Raw genomic sequence first — 15,856 nt, 5'->3', positions numbered from 1 at the left:
TTCCGAAAGTGATTCAAGAGGGATAACTTAGGCTTTCAGCCCTTCAGGAACCTATGCATTTTCAGCGCATAGTGGTTCAGTTCTGGGGTAATTGGGTGGACTACGACATCAAACTTTAATTCTAGATCCACAAACCCACTGAATAAAAAGCTCTTGCCAACTCACATTAAACAGGAGGCAAGAGCAAATCGATCGCTAATCAGATTGAATCAAATCAAACGCTAATCGCTGGAACCTCTTCAATTGGGTATTTAGCTGACTTCCAGGCTTTTAGACCACCCATCAGTTCGGCAACATGTTGATATCCGGCTTGCCGCAGTTTAGATGCGGCTTCAGCCGTTTGCTCATCTGTGTCACCGTAAACGTAAATATCCCGAACCAATTCAAGGCTGGCACGGGCACGATCAACAAGTTCCTCAATGGGCATCGAGATCGCGCCCATAATTCGTCTAGCGTTAAAAGCGTTTCTATTTCTGACATCAATAATAGTCAAAGCAGGTTCTCCCCAATCCAATCGGTTCTTCAGAGCATCAACGCTAGATTTATCCTGAATAGCTTCGGGGATAAGAATAGATCCAAAAAAACCAGCCATATTTCACCTAGGGTAAAGGGTACGGTCAGAATGCTGTAGCTGTTATGAACAAAGCTGTAGATTAAGACGCAATCTACGCTGATTTACGATCTAGGCAACTCGCCAAATCGACTTCTGCTTGACTGAGCTTAGGGGTAGCCTTGAGGTTCAAAGCTCTCTCAATTTGGTCGTTGCCCATTTCGCTCAAAGCTTGCTTAAGGCTAGGTTGACTGAGCTGTGTGGGTAAGCAATTAATTAAGGCACTTAAGCGATCGCCTTTGGCAGCGGCATTAACCATTTGAGAAGCAGCTTTTTCAGTAGCAGCAACGTCAACATTAGAGATAGCGAGTGCCGGATTAATCGATAGTCCTGGTAGCCAAATTAAACTAATCAGCAAGCCCATCAGAAACGTACGGCGTAGCAAGCCCAGAAACTGATTAAAGGATGAACTGAAAACAGCAAAATTCAGCACATTACGGTTCTTGATACGTGAGCGCGTGGTCATAGAAATCCTTTATCGAACTCAAATTTACTTGAAGAAAGCTTTCTCTAAACTCGGATTAAATGACGGTGAAAAACTCAGCGATCAGTGATGACTGGTAAACTACAGCAAAACGCGTTTTGCTCAGCCAACCTACAAATTAATCCGCTGGCTTACAACAAATTCCAGAAGTGAAGAGTACCCTGACCAGAAAATGCTTCGATTAGAAGAACAGATGCAAAACCAATCATTGCAAAACGACCATTCCAACTCTCAGCCTGAGGAGTAAATCCCCAAGCCCAACCGTTGCGAGTGTTAGAAGCAGAGATGGTTTTTGTGGGACTTGTCATGATAAGTGCTTCAAACTAGGTGGGTGTGAAAAGTAAATCAACTATGAAAAGTGAAGCTTACTTTCTGTTTTAGATAGAAGCAGGATCTAAATCTAACTTCCACTCGTGTTTCAGTAGACTCTGATACAGGGTTTCCTGAATCATCATGAGCCGATACTGCTCAACCAAAAAATCTTGAGCTTGTTTATGAGACATCCCTTGGACTTGATCTGCAAAAAGTCTGATGCTGAATTCTTGCTCTAGGGTGAGTTCGCTCGCCTGATTCACATGTGCCTCCTGTAAACTGATTTGGGTAGAACTGCGAACCTGATGTAATCTAACCGTCTTGCAATTTATTCTGGAGTGAAACGGCTCGTTACGCTTATTGCGTAAGCTCTCGGACTGTCAACTAGGAACAACACCCAAAGCGGTATATTGCGCTATGTAAATTAATATAACAAATTATTTACATAATTTGACATTCGGAAAATCTTATAGTGTCGATTCTTTTGAAGGTGAGAGTCCCCTTGAATAGGCATACGACAACGATTCGGTCATTAGCCACCTGGAAGCCTGGAATGAGGGTTGTCACCAACTTCTTTCGAGAGCGTCCCAGATGCCATATCCCCTTCAATAAAACAGCGGCGCAAATCCGCGAGGCTTTCTGCCTCCGCAAATATTTCTCTATATATAGCGTTTCCGGCTCCTGTGAGGTACAAACTAAAGGCTCAAACCCTTGCTCTCTATTATTCTGCCCGTACCTCATCCGACAGAAAACCGCTATATAATTTGGTCTAGTTGGGGTTGAGCCGACATACGACCCAAAAAGTGCAAGATGGGCTGGAAAGCCTTACTTCAATTGCTGTGCGTCCAATTTGATTGGTAGAGGAATAGCATTTTCCAACGGCAGAGGGATTTATTTGAAAGCGATGACATCATCGCTGTAACGCTTGCGGTGAGGCGTGAGATTGAGATCGAGCCGATGCTGCTCGCAGCGCTCTCCACCTTTCGCAAACTTGAAACTCAGCGTGTGTAAGGCGGTTCGCAGCGCTCGTTATAGCGAAGCTCAGCCCCACTGAGCAGGAATTGTGCGGCACCGCCCAGCGTGTAGCGAGTCGCAATACCATCGCCTAAACAGTCTTCGTAGTCGTAAATGGTTGTGTTACCCGTGAAGCGAGAGGAAAGCTGCTGCCGGATTGGAGGCCGGTAGCCAAAGATGTACTCGTAGAGGCGGGAGGAGTCGGCTCGATTGTAGGTGAAGCTCAGCTCGTCGGGAGAGCCTGTAATGGCAACGCTGATTGACTGCGACCGATTCTCTACAAACGTAATCGCAAAGCGATCAACGCGCGTATTTGGAAAAATCCGCTGCAATCCTCTTGGAGAGTAGGTGTAGGTAACGCGTTTCACGCCGTTTTCGGTGCGGGTAAGGCGCGTCCAGTAGCGGCCAAAATAACGCTCGATCGTCTGTGGGGTTTGATTGAGGACGTAGCGGCCACTCGCTCGGGCGCGATCCGGCAGAGCCGTTAGCATGATGCCAGCCACAATGATGCCGCATAGCCAGTGATCGGAATGTTTCATCAACAGGACCTACGCAAAAGTACTTTTAGACTAGCCTGGATTATTCACGAAGAGGTAAAAGAAGGATAAGAAAAAGAGCTTGAAACCGAATAGAATCAAGCTCTCTAGAATTTTTAGTGCTCTTATTCTGCCATGACAGAGTGTAATTCAGACCTGCCCTACGATTTTTATTCCCATCGGTCTCTAGTGGTTCGTTTTTCCGACCTGGAACTAAGTTCGGATGCGGGGATTTTGCTGGCTCGACAAGCCGAACAACAGAGGCAGGTTTGCCAAGGAATTGCCGACTGCATCGAGGAGTGGCGCGACCCCAACAAAATTACGCATAGCCTACAGCAGTTAGTGAGTCAACGAGTATATCAACTTGTCGGCGGGTACGAAGATGCCAACGATAGCAACCAACTGCGCCATGACCCTATTTATAAACTTGCCTGTGACCGATTGCCGCTAGCCCATCAAGCGCACCTAGCGAGTCAACCCACCATGACTCGCCTAGAGAACCATATCAGCAAGGGAGAAGTTTCGCGGATGCGAAGTCGGATGGTGGATGGCTTTATCAAGCAATATCGGCAGGCGCCCGAAGAAATCGTGTTGGACATCGATGGGTGGGATGACCCGACGCACGGGCATCAGCAGTTGAGTTGTTTTCACGGCTACTATGGGCAGCACATGTACTTTCCGGTCTTAATCAACGAAGCGAAGAGCGGCTACCCGGTAGTATTGCAGTTGAGGGCAGGCAATAGTCACTCCGGCAAAGGGGTGGCCGGCATTTTGCGCTGGCTGTTCTGGCGCTTAAAGCGGGCGTTTCCAGATGTTCGTATCATCTTGAGAGCCGATGCAGGCTTTGCTTTGGTCGAAATCTTGCGGGTGTGTGAACGCTCCAAGGTCGGCTATGCGGTTGGCTTTGCTCGCAATGCGGTGACTGAGCGCAAAATTGCTGACCTCCTAGAACGGGCGCGGTTGCAATATCTCAAGACTGGCGAGAAGGCGCGGTTGTTTGATGATGTCTACTATGCCGCTGCCAGTTGGGATGAACCTCGACGGTTGGTGATGAAGGCTGAATGGTTGCCCAAAGGAGCGAACCCGCGCTTTGTGCTCACTATAGCAGTCGAGTGGAAGGTTAGGACAATTGTCTGAAGGCATTATCAACCGCATCCCAAAGGTTCTGAAACTGATTCAACGTCTTGCGAAGGTAATGCTTGAGACGCGCCCAAAACTTTTCGATCTTGTTCAAGTCTGGGGAATAAGGCGGCAAAAATAGGAGTGTACAGCCGGCTTGCTCAATCAACTCGCGAATCAACGTTGATTTGTGAAAGCTGGCATTATCCATCACGACGACTTGCCCTGGCTGTAATTGCCCCACCAGACACTGCTGCACCCAGGTCTCCACCAACGTTGTATCGCAGTAGCCTGTGAAGGTCAGCGGGGCCACCACTTGACGATTACACCAAGCAGCGATCATGCTAATGCGCTTATCCATCACGACGACTTGCCCTGGCTGTAATTGCCCCACCAGACACTGCTGCACCCAGGTCTCCACCAACGTTGTATCGCAGTAGCCTGTGAAGGTCAGCGGGGCCACCACTTGACGATTACACCAAGCAGCGATCATGCTAATGCGCTGGGTGCGGTGCCCTAATTTCAACGCTTCAAACCGCTCAGATTGAGCACACCAGCCATAGGCATAGTCTTCGGTGTCATCCACCCCTGCTTCGTCTACGTAAACCAGTTGTTCTACGCAATACGCTTGCAATTGAGCGAGGAAGGCTTGCCGTTGCGCTGCATCCCGCTCTTGATAGCCATAGCTCTTTTTTTGCGAGTGAAACCAATCCGCCTCAGCGCTTTGCTGATGGCATGGTCACTAATCGGTTCATGCCACTGTGCTGCCATTCCCTTCTGTGTCAGATGTCCATGCTCAGCCGCAAAGGCTCGAAACTGCTCTAAGTCGGCGATCTTGCCTTGAGGTCCCCGTTGGTAATCGCAAATAGCACTGAGTGACCCGGTTTCCTCCCGTCGTTTGAGCCATAAGTCGATGGTGTTGCGGCTGAGGTTAAACAGGCGACTGATGTGACTTTTACGGTATCCACTGTCAATGGCATCGAGCACTTTTTGACGCAGGTCATCGCTGTAGGGACTAGGCATAACTGGAGGGGGAAATGAGTAAATATATCTCTATAATTATGTCTTAACTAAACCCTCGATTGCTATAACTTGGAAGAACCCGCACATCAGGTGTACGACGACTTCTATGTGCAGCGGGGAGCCGACAGTGAACATCGGATCAAAGAGTTGAAGCTCGGCATTCAAGCCGACCGCCTCAGTTGCCACACCTTCATCGCCAACCAGTTTCGTCTGCTGCTCGCTCAAGCCGCTTACATCCTGCTGCTGACGATTCGCCATGCTGCCGCAGGCACTCAATTTGCCACCGCCCAAGTCCCACGGTTGCAAGCCATGCTGATCAAAGGGGCTGCTAGAGTCAGAGTTTCAGCCCGACGGGTGTTAGTAGAGTTGGCCGCTTATTGTCCATTTGCTTATGAACTCCGTCAGATTACTCAACGATTAGTCTCCTCACAGGCGCTGATTTTGGGCTAGATTTTAGACTCAGATAGGATTAGTGTGTCTGTCAGTGGTTTTTAGGGCTGTTTTTGCTGTTTGCAATCGTATTTACGGCGTTTTGTTCACTCTTCACTCCCCAGTTCTTGGTTGCACTCTTTGCCTGCCTGAGTCGATCTGTTTTTGTCACTACTCATGAATAATGCAGGCTAGAGCAATGAGGGATCGAGCCGACATACGATACTGTTTGCGAATTGTTTCTTTATGTCTAAGCGACCCATTCTGTCGTTGTTTAATTTACAAAACTCAATCGGTTTCAGTCGGAAAACAACGAGAATTCAAGGTTTTCAGAGTACTAAGCAATAGTTCGCGAGAGCGGAAAAAGTTGGAGATTTTAACCAAACGGTTGCTATCGTATACTTCCTCATCGAACTTACGTCGGTAAGAGGGGTATGACACTGTTCTTGGCAATTAAGTATCACATCGGCTGAAACCTCTTCTTGGTGGAAGGTCCAGCCTGTGATCTTGCCTGTTTTAGACACAGTGGATGAACAGAAGCAGTTGCGAGGGAAGGATGGTGGGGCTTGATTGATAACTTTTGCTCATCTTCTTTCTAGTGGATGACTCATTGCTCGTTTCGCAATGAGTCATCCAGAGCATCAGGGTTTCAGCCACCTGTAACCCGTGAGATTACGTTTGCAATCTGCCTCTTGGCTGTACTACTTAGTCCAAAACAAGTCCAAGCTCTGTGTAATACGTTTTTTAACTGATTGGCTCCACTTATCAATGCCGTCATGCCATCGACAACGTCTTGAGCTTTGTTTTTAAGCCGGTCGTTACGGGAACAGCAGATAGAGGGAAATAGCCTTAGCGTGATTTTCTGTACGACTACTCATTTAACCCCGATAAGGATTCTAGCCAAGACCGTAACTTCCTGTTCAAATGCGCCCGCTGGTCCTTAAATGCAATGTTTTAAATGACATCGTAGGAATTGCTTTCTAGCGCAGTTATTGCTAGAGAAGCTCTTGAAAGACACGGGCTAGGTCTTCTAGCCTGACGACTTTGGCAGATGAATGTTTGTAGATCGGTATTTTCAGCAGGTTAACCTGCTCCTTTTTGGTCTGCTTCGTGATCGCTAGAGACTTGAGATCAACCACCAACACGTCTTCAGAAGACTGATCCAGATTCTGAGCAATCTCTAGCAGAATGGCTTCAAAGATCTGCGGAATGCGAATGGTACGGGTTGGCTGATGCCGCCAAGGCGAAGGACGTCCACCGCCCGCTCTGGTTCCCCCACGTTTTGCAGATCCCATAAAATTATCTCCTTGTTTTTGTGACAGTGAAACCTACAGCATCAACCTTGCCAGTACTGTCACAAAAAGAATTGGTTATAAACAAAAGCCTAGAGAGGCTCTGGCGTAGCACCTCCGATTTTGTGACAAAATCGTTAAGAATTAATAAAAGTTTTCTCCAAATCTGAAACCCTTGCTGAGAGGGCGATGGAGCTTTGTCTCCAACTTCCAAGGCTTGCCCAAAATGGGAAAGGTAAGGAGTCAGGCAGCCAAAATTCTGACCTGAATGCATCCTCTATAAACCCGGCGGGAAGTAGGAACCTTCCTTCAGCGACAAACGGAAGTTAGGAACGAAATAACCCCTGTGTTTGCTCTCAAGATCCGGTCGATGGCTTGAGTAGGGAGTCAACCGCAAGCGGCACGGTGGGCAGGATTGCCTCAAAAGCCAATGCCTTTGGGAAAGCCAAAGGATATGCAGACAGAGGCACGACCGTTTGGAAGATATAGCTGACAGTCAGAGTGCAAATGTCATGAACACGGTTTTTCAACCGATGTATGAATGGAAAGACCTACCCTGGAAACGCATCCAGCGTCAGGTCTTTAAGCTCCAAACCCGGATATATCGAGCTTCGTGTCGTGGAGATGTCAAGGCAGTCCACCGACTCCAGAGATTATTGATGAAGTCCTGGTCAGCCAAGTGTCTCGCGGTTCGACGAGTCACGCAAGATAACAAGGGCAAGAAAACCGCAGGTATCGACGGCTTAGCGTCGCTCTCACCCAAGCAGCGGTTACAACTGACCCAAGATCTACAACTGGGAGACAAAGCGGCACCAGTGCGCCGAGTTTACATTCCAAAACCTGGTAGTAAAACGGAGCAAAGACCGCTGAGCATTCCCACCATGCACGACCGTGCCTTGCAAGCATTGGTCAAACTCGCATTGGAACCGGAATGGGAAGCACACTTGGAGCCAAACAACTATGGCTATCGACCCGGACGCTCATGCCGAGATGCGATTGGAGCGATCTTTCTGGCAATCAAGCAGAAGCCGAAATTCGTGCTCGATGCGGATATTCAGAAATGCTTCGAGCGCATCAATCAAACTGCTCTGTTGAGAAAACTCAAAACCTTTCCCAGTCTGACAAGACAAATTCGGGCTTGGTTAGAAAGCGGGAGTATGGATGGGGAAACTCTTTATCCCACTTCAGAAGGTATCGCTCAAGGCGGTCCCCTCACGCCCTGTACAATGTTGCAAACAATCTTTATCAGAGTCAGGCACAGGTGAAAGGGGTTCGACTCTGAAGACGACATTGACCTGATCTTTGTCAATTTCTACCCGCTTGACCAAGGTGCGAATAATGTCCCGGCGCTGTTGCCAATCCAACTGTTCTAATCCAGTTTTTACTTGAGTGGCAAAGTCTTTTAATCGGCCAATGATCAGCCGAAGCTCTTGTTGGCGGGTCATTTCTGAGGTTGCTTGCGCGATCTGAGTTTCTAAGGCGGCGATCCGGACTCGCATCTGAGTGATGCGCGGCTCAAACTCAGCTTTGTGAATCACCCCCTCAGCATAACTATAGCAACGGACGGAAGACTTAGGACAAGGGTCAATTCACAAAGCTCACGGGTGTTGATGTTCATCACCAATCTGTCCTAACACACCCGGCGACAGCTATATCAATCAGGCGCTCCAGTCCGCGTCGCAGTTTGGTCAATTGCGTTTCCAATGCGGTAAGGTGTTGTCCCTGTTTGGGCGCTTGTGCTCGACGGGTATACTCCTGAGTCAGTCGCTGCGGATTCTCTAGTAACGCCTGCACCTGCTGCCATACTGCCATTTCCAGCAAATCAGTGCGGACTTGCAAATTGCTGCAAATGCGATCTCCGCCAAAGCGATAAGCATCGGTGCCAATACAGCGGTAGTAAGCATACTCTCGAACCTTGCCTTTCGCCGCTTTGTGACTGACAGGTTTACCGTAATAAGCGTAGCCACACTGCTGACAAACTAAGAGTCCTTGCAGGAGATATTTTGCGCCTCTTTGACTTTGGCGGGCGCGTTGGCGATTCTCCTGCAACTGTTGTTGCACGGCTTCAAACAAGGCTTCGTCAATCAACGCGGGCACCGGAATCAAAATCCACTGCTGCGGGTCTTTGTCGTAGATCGAATAATCTTGACGAGGAAAGGGCGACTGTCTACGACCTGGGCGTAAGCGCGGTCGCTTTGTCCCGATCGCGTGCCTTTATAGGCTGGATTGTTCAGCATTCCCCAGATGGTGGAACGATCCCAGACAGGCTTACCCTTGGGTGAGGGAATGTCCGCTTGCTGGAGGCGGCGACAGGCTTCGCCAATCGTTGCCTGTTCTCGCCCTATCCAATCGAAAATTTGGCGCACGACTGGTGCCTGTTCAGGATGGACTTCATAACGCGCTTGCCCATTGCCTTGTTGGGTATCAATGTAGTGATAGCCATAAGGCGCACCGGATAGCGGATTGACAGAACCTGAACGAGCAGCATGGCGCTTCCCACGGCGGCTTCGTTCTAGGATTTTGGCTCGTTCATATTCCGCCACCATGCCTTGAACTTGCAGTAACAGGTCATCCTCGGGAGAGTCGCCTAAAGCCCGATTGAGAAACACAATTTCCACCCCAGCTCGTTGCAGTTCATCCAGGAGCAAGACTTGATAGGCATATTTGCGAGCCAAGCGATCTGGGGAATGAATGTAAAGTCGGTCGATGCTGCCTGTCGCTGCCAGATCACGCAGTTGTTCCAGAGCTGGACGCAAGAGTGTCGCACCACTATAACCTTCATCAATAAATTGCAAATCGGGTTGTAAGACACATCCATCAGCCGTGATCTTTTCCCGCAATATTGATAGTTGACTCTCAATCGTATGAGAGGACACTTGTTGTTCTGAAGAGACACGCGCATAGATCGCCACTTGAATATCATGACTGTTCATAATTCTCTTCTCCAATTCGTTTTTCTATAGCATTGATATCGATAACGGATGCTTGTTTTGGCATTGAAGCGACGCGCCGTACAGGGGGCAAAATCTGTTCATAAGCACTGGCAAGGTACTCAGGGGAGAGTCGGGAAACTTCAAAGCTAGCGCGAACCTCCAATATCCGTTTTCGCTTCGGGTTGGGCTGATTCATGGTGGCTTCCCTCAAAGTGAGAAGAAGGGGTTAAAGCCACTTTAGGAAAAATGCACATTCAAAAGTTTGGCTCCTCCACCAACGGGATACCAAGATATCTCGAAACCTATCATTGTCAGTAGTTCTGGGAAGTTTGAGCTTAAATGAAATGCAAGGGGGCACCCTGAAAGCCATCTCCATAATCAGGGCGCAGTTTCTCTCTGGAAATCGAAATTAAAAACTTTAGGGAGGTGTTTGCAACATTGTACAGGGCGTGCTCTCCCCCCTGCTGGCAAATGTGGCGCTTCACGGAATGGCATCAACATTGAACAACGCATTTAAGGGCAATCAACGTCCAATGCTAGTTCAGTATGCCGATGATCTGGTGGTTCTTCACCCTGATCTTACCGTGATTCAGGCGAGTCAGCAGGTTCTCAGTAAGTGGTTGTCAGGCATGGGTTTGGAACTAAAGCCCAGCAAAACTCGGATTACTCACACGCTAGAGACTATCAACGGCGATGTGGGATTCGACTTCTTGGGATACTCTATTCGACAATATCGGGTAGGGAAAACCCATTCCAAGCAAGGCTTTAAGACCTTCATCAAACCAAGCAAGGCTGCACAAATTCGACACGGTCAACGATTGAGGCAGATTGTCAGGGGGCATCGTTCCGCAACTCAAGCGCAACTGATAACCCATCTCAATCCGGTCATCCGTGGCTGGTCGAACTACTACAGCACCGTATGCAGTAAAGCAGTCTTCAGTGCAATGGACTGCCAACTCTATCACAAATTACGGGCTTGGTCTTACCGTCGTCATCCCCACAAGAACCGACACTGGATCGCCTACAAATACTGGCGATTAAGAGAAGGCAAGGGATGGCTGTTTGCCCCTCCAGGCGACAAAGCAACGCCGCTTCGCAAGCATGAATCGACGCCAATTCGACGTCACATTAAGGTTCAAAGTAGTCGAAGCCCGTATGATGGTGATTGGGTCTATTGGAGTCAACGAACAGGCACTTTCCCGACCATTAAACCAACGGTTGTCAAACTGTTGGCGGCTCAAGCAGGAAAGTGTCAATCGTGTGGGTTGTATTTTCAGTCAGAGGATCTGATGGAAGTTCACCATGTGGACGGCAACTCTGCCACCTACAAACAGAACAATCTGGCGCTACTGCATCGACATTGCCATGACCAATTGCACCGAAGTCTGCGTGATAAGCACCAAACGGTTGAGGAGCCGTGTGAGGCGACGAGTCTCATGCACGGTTCTGAAGACCAGCGGAGTGGGGGACTGCTCCGCTGAGTTTAACTCTATTGCTATACAAGGGCGCAATCGAGCGAAAGCAAAATGCAAACGGCACAACTGAAAGCAAAGAGACAGTTCGTAAGATTTGCCCTGACACTCCCCGATGGGCGATCAAACGTGTTCTCGGTAAGCCGATGGATTTCTGGAGGCGGCTAAGACGTTCGCTGCTGCTGGCATCATTCCCCATCATTTAGTGCAGGTCACCGCTGATGAAATTCGTGCAGCTAGAGAGCGGATTGGCGACAGCTTCAAAGGAGTACTGCCAAAAGGCGATGTGCGTAGGGTCAAGCCTGGACTATCTGAAGAGACAGCGGCAGGAATTAGAGCGCACATTTTAGGAATCGAGTCTGCTGACTCTTCGACAATGAATTAAAAAGCAGCCTGGTAAGTGGCTGCTAGGCTTGATGGAGCGCGATCGCTGAAGTCGTTTGCTAGTTTACAGTCAATACTTTACGGAACACAACCTTGTCATCACCTGCTGCATAAAAGTCACGAATCCGTGCCTCTTCTTCGTAGCCATACTTTACATAAAACTTTTGTACTAAATCGAAGCTCGCTAAGGTTTCCACCAGCAGCATTCGTCCACCACGCGCTTTCAACGTTTCTTCGACATGGCGCAATAGCTTGCCACCGTGTCCCTGTCCCTGGTGAGCGGGGTGAACCGCGATCAGCTGCAGATTCCAAGTTTGATCCGTCATCCGTTCCGGTTCACAGTAAGCCACTCCGATGCTCCCATCGTTGTCTTGGTCATGGGTGAGCCAGAACCGTTGGGTGTTAACGTTTTGTAGAGGATCACGACCGTCACCATCAGTAAAATAATCGGTCAGCAGTTGATTCACCACCTCCAGTTCACCTGGCTGAAAACCGATCGCCTCGGCGATGGACAGTATCGCAGCCATGTCATTGGGCTTGCTCAGTCTAATCATAAGGGCAAAAATGATAACAGTTGTTATGTCATACAGAAACATAACAACTGTTATGATGTAAGTCAAGATAGCTGCGATGTATGGCTGCGAACTGAGGAATGCTATGGGGTATGACGATCGCCGTATTGAAGTGGCTCAAGCGGCATGGCGAGTGATTGTTCGAGAAGGGTTGGATCGCGCCAGTATGCGGGCGATCGCGCAAGAACTGGGTTCTTCCACTGGAGTTGTCACTCACTACTTCCGAGATAAGGAAGAACTCATCTTATTTGCTCTAGAACAAGTGGTTGAAACCACTTTAGAGTACATGAGAGCTTGTGCTGGGAAGCGACAGGGACGCGACCGATTAGAGCAAATGATTTTTGCTGCTCTACCTTTGGAAGACAGTGGTAGGGATGATTGGAAAGTTTGGATCGCATTTTTGGGCTACTCAATCGGGCACGATCACCTGATTCAGCAGCATCAAAAACGCTATGATCACATTCGGCAAATTCTTTATCAAGAGTTGGCTGAGTTACAGGCGGCTAAGCTGATCCGAGCCGATTTAGATTTGATCCTTGAAGCAAATGCACTCATCGCTCTAGTGGATGGCATTGGCACTGGAGTTGTGATCTGCCCTGAGCAGTTTTCAGCAGAGCAACAACGATATCTTGTGCATCAACATATCCATGCTTTACGAGCATTATCCTAAACACCCCTCATCTGACAAGATGTGTCAGTCAGCCAGACTTCAATAGTTTAAGCCTTTAAAGATATAGCAGTCCTAAATCATTTGTCAAAAAGGATAAAGGTAGAATGGTTGTTGGATAAGGACTATAGTTGGCATCGTTAAGCTGTGTATGGAAGAACTTGCTAAGTTTATTCAAAGCAATCCTGACCCTCGTGAACTGAAACGAGCACTGGCAGTACAAATGGGGGTTCTTTGCACAACCCCTCAAAAAGGTATAGTCCACTTTGAGACGATTAAGTCTTAGTATGTTTTTAGCAATCTAATTACTGTTAAAACACTCTTATGTCAAAGCTTCTGGCGATTTGCTGCGCCGTCGCCTGTCTGCATGGTGATTGCCGCGTCAGTGCTCTTTCTTACCCAGGAACGTCTCAGAAGGTATGCGACACTGTTGGCGAACTCCTTCGCCGATGCTCAAGACCCTGCTGAGTCAGCTCAGGTAGCAAGGCCATTGGTCTACATTTGCGGTGGTGACACTCTACTAATTACCCCAGACAGCAAAGTAAGTCCGAAGACCATTTGCTTGCCTCCGAAAGTTGTGATCTTTTCTGTTGTTTCTATAGATTGACTTTTTCCGAAACGCTTTGACAGCTAGGTTAGGCAGGCGCTAACGCCTTAAAGTGGGAGACTCTAGTTTTTGCTAACGGAACGCCCTGAAACCAGTTGAATAGACGGTCGATGTTCATCGCAGCGCCAATCGCCATGTTCTGTAAGTGCGTTTTTGCTAGGCCGATATATCGAGAACGACGTAGGCCGCAGCTTTTGATGCCCTGCGCTATCGTGCTCTCGATACCGGCACGGCGGTGGTAGCGCTTCTGCCCTTCATCAGTTTCCTGGATCGCTCTCGCTCTGGCCAATGCATCGTGTGCGGCTTGCGGTAGCAGGTGCAGCGTTCTACCTGCTGGTGGCTTCGCTTTGGTGCATCGATGACGCGCCTCGCAGTCCCCGCAGTCTTGATGGCTGAACCGGGCAAACAAGTAAGGGTCGCCTGACGCTCGCACGTGCTCTGTCCAGGGACTGGAGGTTTTACCTTCAGGGCAGGTCACCTGTTTATTGTCCCAGTCAATCTGAAACTGCTCTACGGTGTAAGCGCCTTCGGTTCGCGTCTGCCAACTAGGGTTTGGTCGGGGTGGCCCAATGGTTTCGATGCCTTGCTCTTGGGCACTTGCAAGTAGTATCGCATCTACGTAGGCGGCATAAACATAGTGCTCGTCTGGTCGTAGTTGCTTGGTCATCAGAGCGCCGTGAATCCCTTCGATAGATTGGGCTTCGTGACCACTCGCATCGGTGGTGACAACGTGGGTAATGAGATGACAAGCGTCGTCGTTGCAGGTTTCGCTCAGGTGTGCGATGTAGCCCACCCAAGTCGTCCCACAACGGCGACGATAGCGGACTTCTGTGTCGTAGGGTGATTCGATAGTGGGCGTCTTTTTGGTCATCTCCTGGTTGCTTTTCCAACGCAGGCTTGAGCCACCCTCGTCGTCAATGCGTATGTAGTGATATTGCCAGAGGGTGACCAGCGCTTGAACAGTCGGTAGTGCCTGACCTTCAGCAGCGATGGCTGAGTCGGCTAGACAGTTGAGCAAGTAGTCACCGTCTTCGCCGACCTGCTGAGCATAGGCAGTGCGCTCTGATGGTTTTGACGGCAGGTGGTAGTCTTCGATGCGCCGCCCGTAGCGTTGATACCAGGCTTCAGGTGCGATCCGTTGCAACCACTCGGGGGCTAGTACGGCTAGATCATTCAGAGCAGCGCGTAACGTTTCACCAACGACTTCTAAACGGTTCAGGCTGCGGATTGCACCCAGCACTCGCGTCGAATCAGTACGTTGCTGACCACCGGCTTTGACTAGCCCCAATTCTCGGCAGCGCTCCAGCAGTTTATCTAGCAACAGGTGTTCGACGTTGCCTGCTAGCAACCGGCCTCGAAATTCGCTCAGCACGCTGTAGTTGAACCCGGTGTCGGTCAGTTCTAGCCGTAGCAAATACTTCCAGTCGATACGGGAGCGCACAGCTTCAGCCGCTTGGCGATCTGATAGATTTTCGCGGAACTGCATGATGGTTACTAACGCCAACCGCCACGGTGGAATGGCCGACTGTCCAACCTCTGAGAACAGCTCGGTGAAGTCGGCATCTTCAAAGATAGGGCCGAGTTCATCGTGTAGCGTCAGGTATGGATTGCCTTTGGCAAACGCGGCTTTGGCAACTCGCAGCGTATCGGCGGGCACTAATGAGTCCGGCTGAGGCTTTAGGGACATGGCGATTTTCCTTAGGAAGCGCTTTGCGATCGTACTTCCTATCAGTGATAGATTAGCCTCAGCTTACCGATTTTTTGCTACTTCTGGAGTTCGCCAACAGTGTTGTATACCTTTCGAGACCTAGCGATCGATGCGTCTCAATTCATGTCTCAAATTGCCTTTCTCACAAAGCCTTAGACCTTATGAAACAGCAGAAGACCTGGTATGAAGTTCTTTGCTCATCCAGTCATCGCCAGAGGAAGGAAAGAGAGCAAAATCCTTCTTGTCATGAGACTCACGTATCTCGTTTTGGACTATACCTTTTTGAGGGGTTGTGCAAAGAACCCCACTTTCAAGTCTTCACTGCCATCGACAGAATTGGACACACTGTACACGCCAAGTGCTGCTGAAGTGGCCTTTGCTCAAGTTCAAGCCCGCACGAGAAGCAGACAACTCAGCGTATTGGTGTTACTCAAAGCGTTTCAACGACTGGGCTATTTCCCTGTAGCAGCAGCGATTCCAGCCGACATCATTCAGCATCTACGCGCCCACTTACAACTGCGCTACTCGATCGCTGGAGGATTCAGTTTTGCTGCTGAAGTTGGCGATCGCAGAGCTTGAGGAAATTGAGAACGAGACTAAGCAATTTCGCACAGCACTAGCTTTGCTCACTGCGGCAACGTCTCAACTTGATTGCAACAGTGAAGAAAATCGTTTCGCTTGTCAAAGGTTGTAG

At 49.2% G+C, this 15,856-nt stretch carries 17 protein-coding genes and 3 pseudogenes; 6 read left to right on the top strand and 14 right to left on the bottom strand.

The genetic code is table 11. The annotated features are described in order from the left end of the window. Positions 1 to 214: 214 nt before the first annotated feature. The 5 genes from JOY44_RS27600 to JOY44_RS27580 all read right to left on the bottom strand — a co-directional run bounded on the left by JOY44_RS27600 (position 215) and on the right by JOY44_RS27580 (position 2,959). The gene (locus JOY44_RS27600) at positions 215 to 592 is read right to left on the bottom strand and encodes a rhodanese-like domain-containing protein (protein ID WP_171576681.1); all 378 of its coding nucleotides are present in this window, start codon (positions 590 to 592) and stop codon (positions 215 to 217) included. Between the two features lie 73 nt (positions 593 to 665). Beyond that, positions 666 to 1,076, bottom strand: a complete 411-nt coding sequence (locus JOY44_RS27595) for a hypothetical protein (protein ID WP_171576680.1) — start codon at positions 1,074 to 1,076, stop codon at positions 666 to 668. A 149-nt stretch (positions 1,077 to 1,225) separates the two neighbouring features. Beyond that, positions 1,226 to 1,402: a high light inducible protein gene (locus JOY44_RS27590; RefSeq protein WP_171576679.1), complete on the bottom strand. Its 177-nt coding sequence runs from the start codon at positions 1,400 to 1,402 to the stop codon at positions 1,226 to 1,228. Between the two features lie 69 nt (positions 1,403 to 1,471). After that, on the bottom strand, positions 1,472 to 1,669 hold the full coding sequence (locus JOY44_RS27585) for an NblA/ycf18 family protein (protein WP_171576678.1): 198 nt from the start codon (positions 1,667 to 1,669) through the stop codon (positions 1,472 to 1,474). A 735-nt stretch (positions 1,670 to 2,404) separates the two neighbouring features. Further along, the gene (locus tag JOY44_RS27580) at positions 2,405 to 2,959 is read right to left on the bottom strand and encodes a hypothetical protein (RefSeq protein ID WP_203032198.1); all 555 of its coding nucleotides are present in this window, start codon (positions 2,957 to 2,959) and stop codon (positions 2,405 to 2,407) included. 132 nt (positions 2,960 to 3,091) lie between these two features. Here JOY44_RS27580 and JOY44_RS27575 point away from each other — a divergent pair. Further along, positions 3,092 to 4,057 (top strand): annotated as a pseudogene (locus JOY44_RS27575) (IS1380 family transposase); the annotation flags it as partial. A 19-nt stretch (positions 4,058 to 4,076) separates the two neighbouring features. Here JOY44_RS27575 and JOY44_RS27570 read toward each other — a convergent pair. Next, complete coding sequence (locus JOY44_RS27570) at positions 4,077 to 4,709, bottom strand: IS630 family transposase (protein ID WP_171576676.1); 633 nt, start codon at positions 4,707 to 4,709, stop codon at positions 4,077 to 4,079. Beyond that, complete coding sequence (locus tag JOY44_RS27565; protein WP_171576675.1) at positions 4,691 to 5,098, bottom strand: helix-turn-helix domain-containing protein; 408 nt, start codon at positions 5,096 to 5,098, stop codon at positions 4,691 to 4,693. The genes JOY44_RS27570 and JOY44_RS27565 overlap by 19 nt, the downstream gene beginning before the upstream one ends. Before the next feature lie 66 nt (positions 5,099 to 5,164). On the opposite strand from JOY44_RS27565, the pseudogene JOY44_RS27560 reads away from it, so the two are divergent. Further along, positions 5,165 to 5,548, top strand: a pseudogene (locus JOY44_RS27560) (transposase); the annotation flags it as partial. 974 nt (positions 5,549 to 6,522) lie between these two features. Here the strand turns inward: JOY44_RS27560 and JOY44_RS27555 are convergent. Then, positions 6,523 to 6,822, bottom strand: coding sequence for a hypothetical protein (locus JOY44_RS27555; protein ID WP_171576674.1), 300 nt, complete (start codon positions 6,820 to 6,822; stop codon positions 6,523 to 6,525). 509 nt (positions 6,823 to 7,331) lie between these two features. On the opposite strand from JOY44_RS27555, the pseudogene JOY44_RS27550 reads away from it, so the two are divergent. After that, positions 7,332 to 8,039: pseudogene (locus tag JOY44_RS27550) on the top strand (reverse transcriptase N-terminal domain-containing protein); the annotation flags it as partial. On the opposite strand, the gene JOY44_RS27545 reads toward JOY44_RS27550, so the two are convergent. The 4 genes from JOY44_RS27545 to JOY44_RS27535 all read right to left on the bottom strand — a co-directional run bounded on the left by JOY44_RS27545 (position 8,004) and on the right by JOY44_RS27535 (position 9,948). Next, positions 8,004 to 8,357 carry a hypothetical protein gene (locus JOY44_RS27545; RefSeq protein WP_171576673.1) on the bottom strand — a complete coding sequence of 118 codons (354 nt, stop codon included), beginning with the start codon at positions 8,355 to 8,357 and terminating at the stop codon, positions 8,004 to 8,006. The pseudogene JOY44_RS27550 and the gene JOY44_RS27545 overlap by 36 nt on opposite strands. Before the next feature lie 79 nt (positions 8,358 to 8,436). Continuing rightward, entirely contained in the window at positions 8,437 to 8,916 is a 480-nt protein-coding gene (locus tag JOY44_RS31865) for a zinc ribbon domain-containing protein (protein WP_242541919.1), read from the bottom strand. 5 nt (positions 8,917 to 8,921) lie between these two features. Beyond that, a complete protein-coding gene (locus JOY44_RS31860) occupies positions 8,922 to 9,752 on the bottom strand; it encodes a recombinase family protein (RefSeq protein WP_197985722.1) in 831 nt (276 codons plus the stop codon). Continuing rightward, positions 9,739 to 9,948, bottom strand: coding sequence for a hypothetical protein (locus tag JOY44_RS27535; protein ID WP_171573166.1), 210 nt, complete (start codon positions 9,946 to 9,948; stop codon positions 9,739 to 9,741). Before JOY44_RS27535 ends, JOY44_RS31860 begins: the two co-directional genes overlap by 14 nt. Positions 9,949 to 10,201: 253 nt before the next feature. Here JOY44_RS27535 and JOY44_RS27530 point away from each other — a divergent pair, with 253 nt between their 5' ends. After that, on the top strand, positions 10,202 to 11,233 hold the full coding sequence (locus JOY44_RS27530; RefSeq protein ID WP_242541918.1) for a group II intron reverse transcriptase: 1,032 nt from the start codon (positions 10,202 to 10,204) through the stop codon (positions 11,231 to 11,233). A gap of 434 nt (positions 11,234 to 11,667) precedes the next feature. Here the strand turns inward: JOY44_RS27530 and JOY44_RS27520 are convergent, their stop codons facing one another. Beyond that, complete coding sequence (locus tag JOY44_RS27520) at positions 11,668 to 12,162, bottom strand: GNAT family N-acetyltransferase (protein WP_171576754.1); 495 nt, start codon at positions 12,160 to 12,162, stop codon at positions 11,668 to 11,670. Positions 12,163 to 12,265: 103 nt separating this feature from the next. Here JOY44_RS27520 and JOY44_RS27515 point away from each other — a divergent pair, with 103 nt between their 5' ends. After that, positions 12,266 to 12,850, top strand: coding sequence for a TetR/AcrR family transcriptional regulator (locus JOY44_RS27515; protein ID WP_171576753.1), 585 nt, complete (start codon positions 12,266 to 12,268; stop codon positions 12,848 to 12,850). Between the two features lie 632 nt (positions 12,851 to 13,482). Here JOY44_RS27515 and JOY44_RS27510 read toward each other — a convergent pair. Further along, positions 13,483 to 15,141: an IS1182 family transposase gene (locus tag JOY44_RS27510; RefSeq protein ID WP_171576672.1), complete on the bottom strand. Its 1,659-nt coding sequence runs from the start codon at positions 15,139 to 15,141 to the stop codon at positions 13,483 to 13,485. A gap of 267 nt (positions 15,142 to 15,408) precedes the next feature. Here JOY44_RS27510 and JOY44_RS27505 point away from each other — a divergent pair, with 267 nt between their 5' ends. Next, positions 15,409 to 15,741 carry a DUF4158 domain-containing protein gene (locus JOY44_RS27505; RefSeq protein WP_171576671.1) on the top strand — a complete coding sequence of 111 codons (333 nt, stop codon included), beginning with the start codon at positions 15,409 to 15,411 and terminating at the stop codon, positions 15,739 to 15,741. The last annotated feature ends 115 nt before the right edge of the window (positions 15,742 to 15,856 follow it).

This window comes from Leptolyngbya sp. Cla-17, from assembly GCF_016807185.1.
Taxonomy (GTDB): Bacteria; Cyanobacteriota; Cyanobacteriia; order Leptolyngbyales; family Leptolyngbyaceae; genus ULC077BIN1.
The sequence above is the reverse complement of the archived record's forward strand: the minus strand, read 5'-3'. Positions and strand labels throughout refer to the sequence as shown.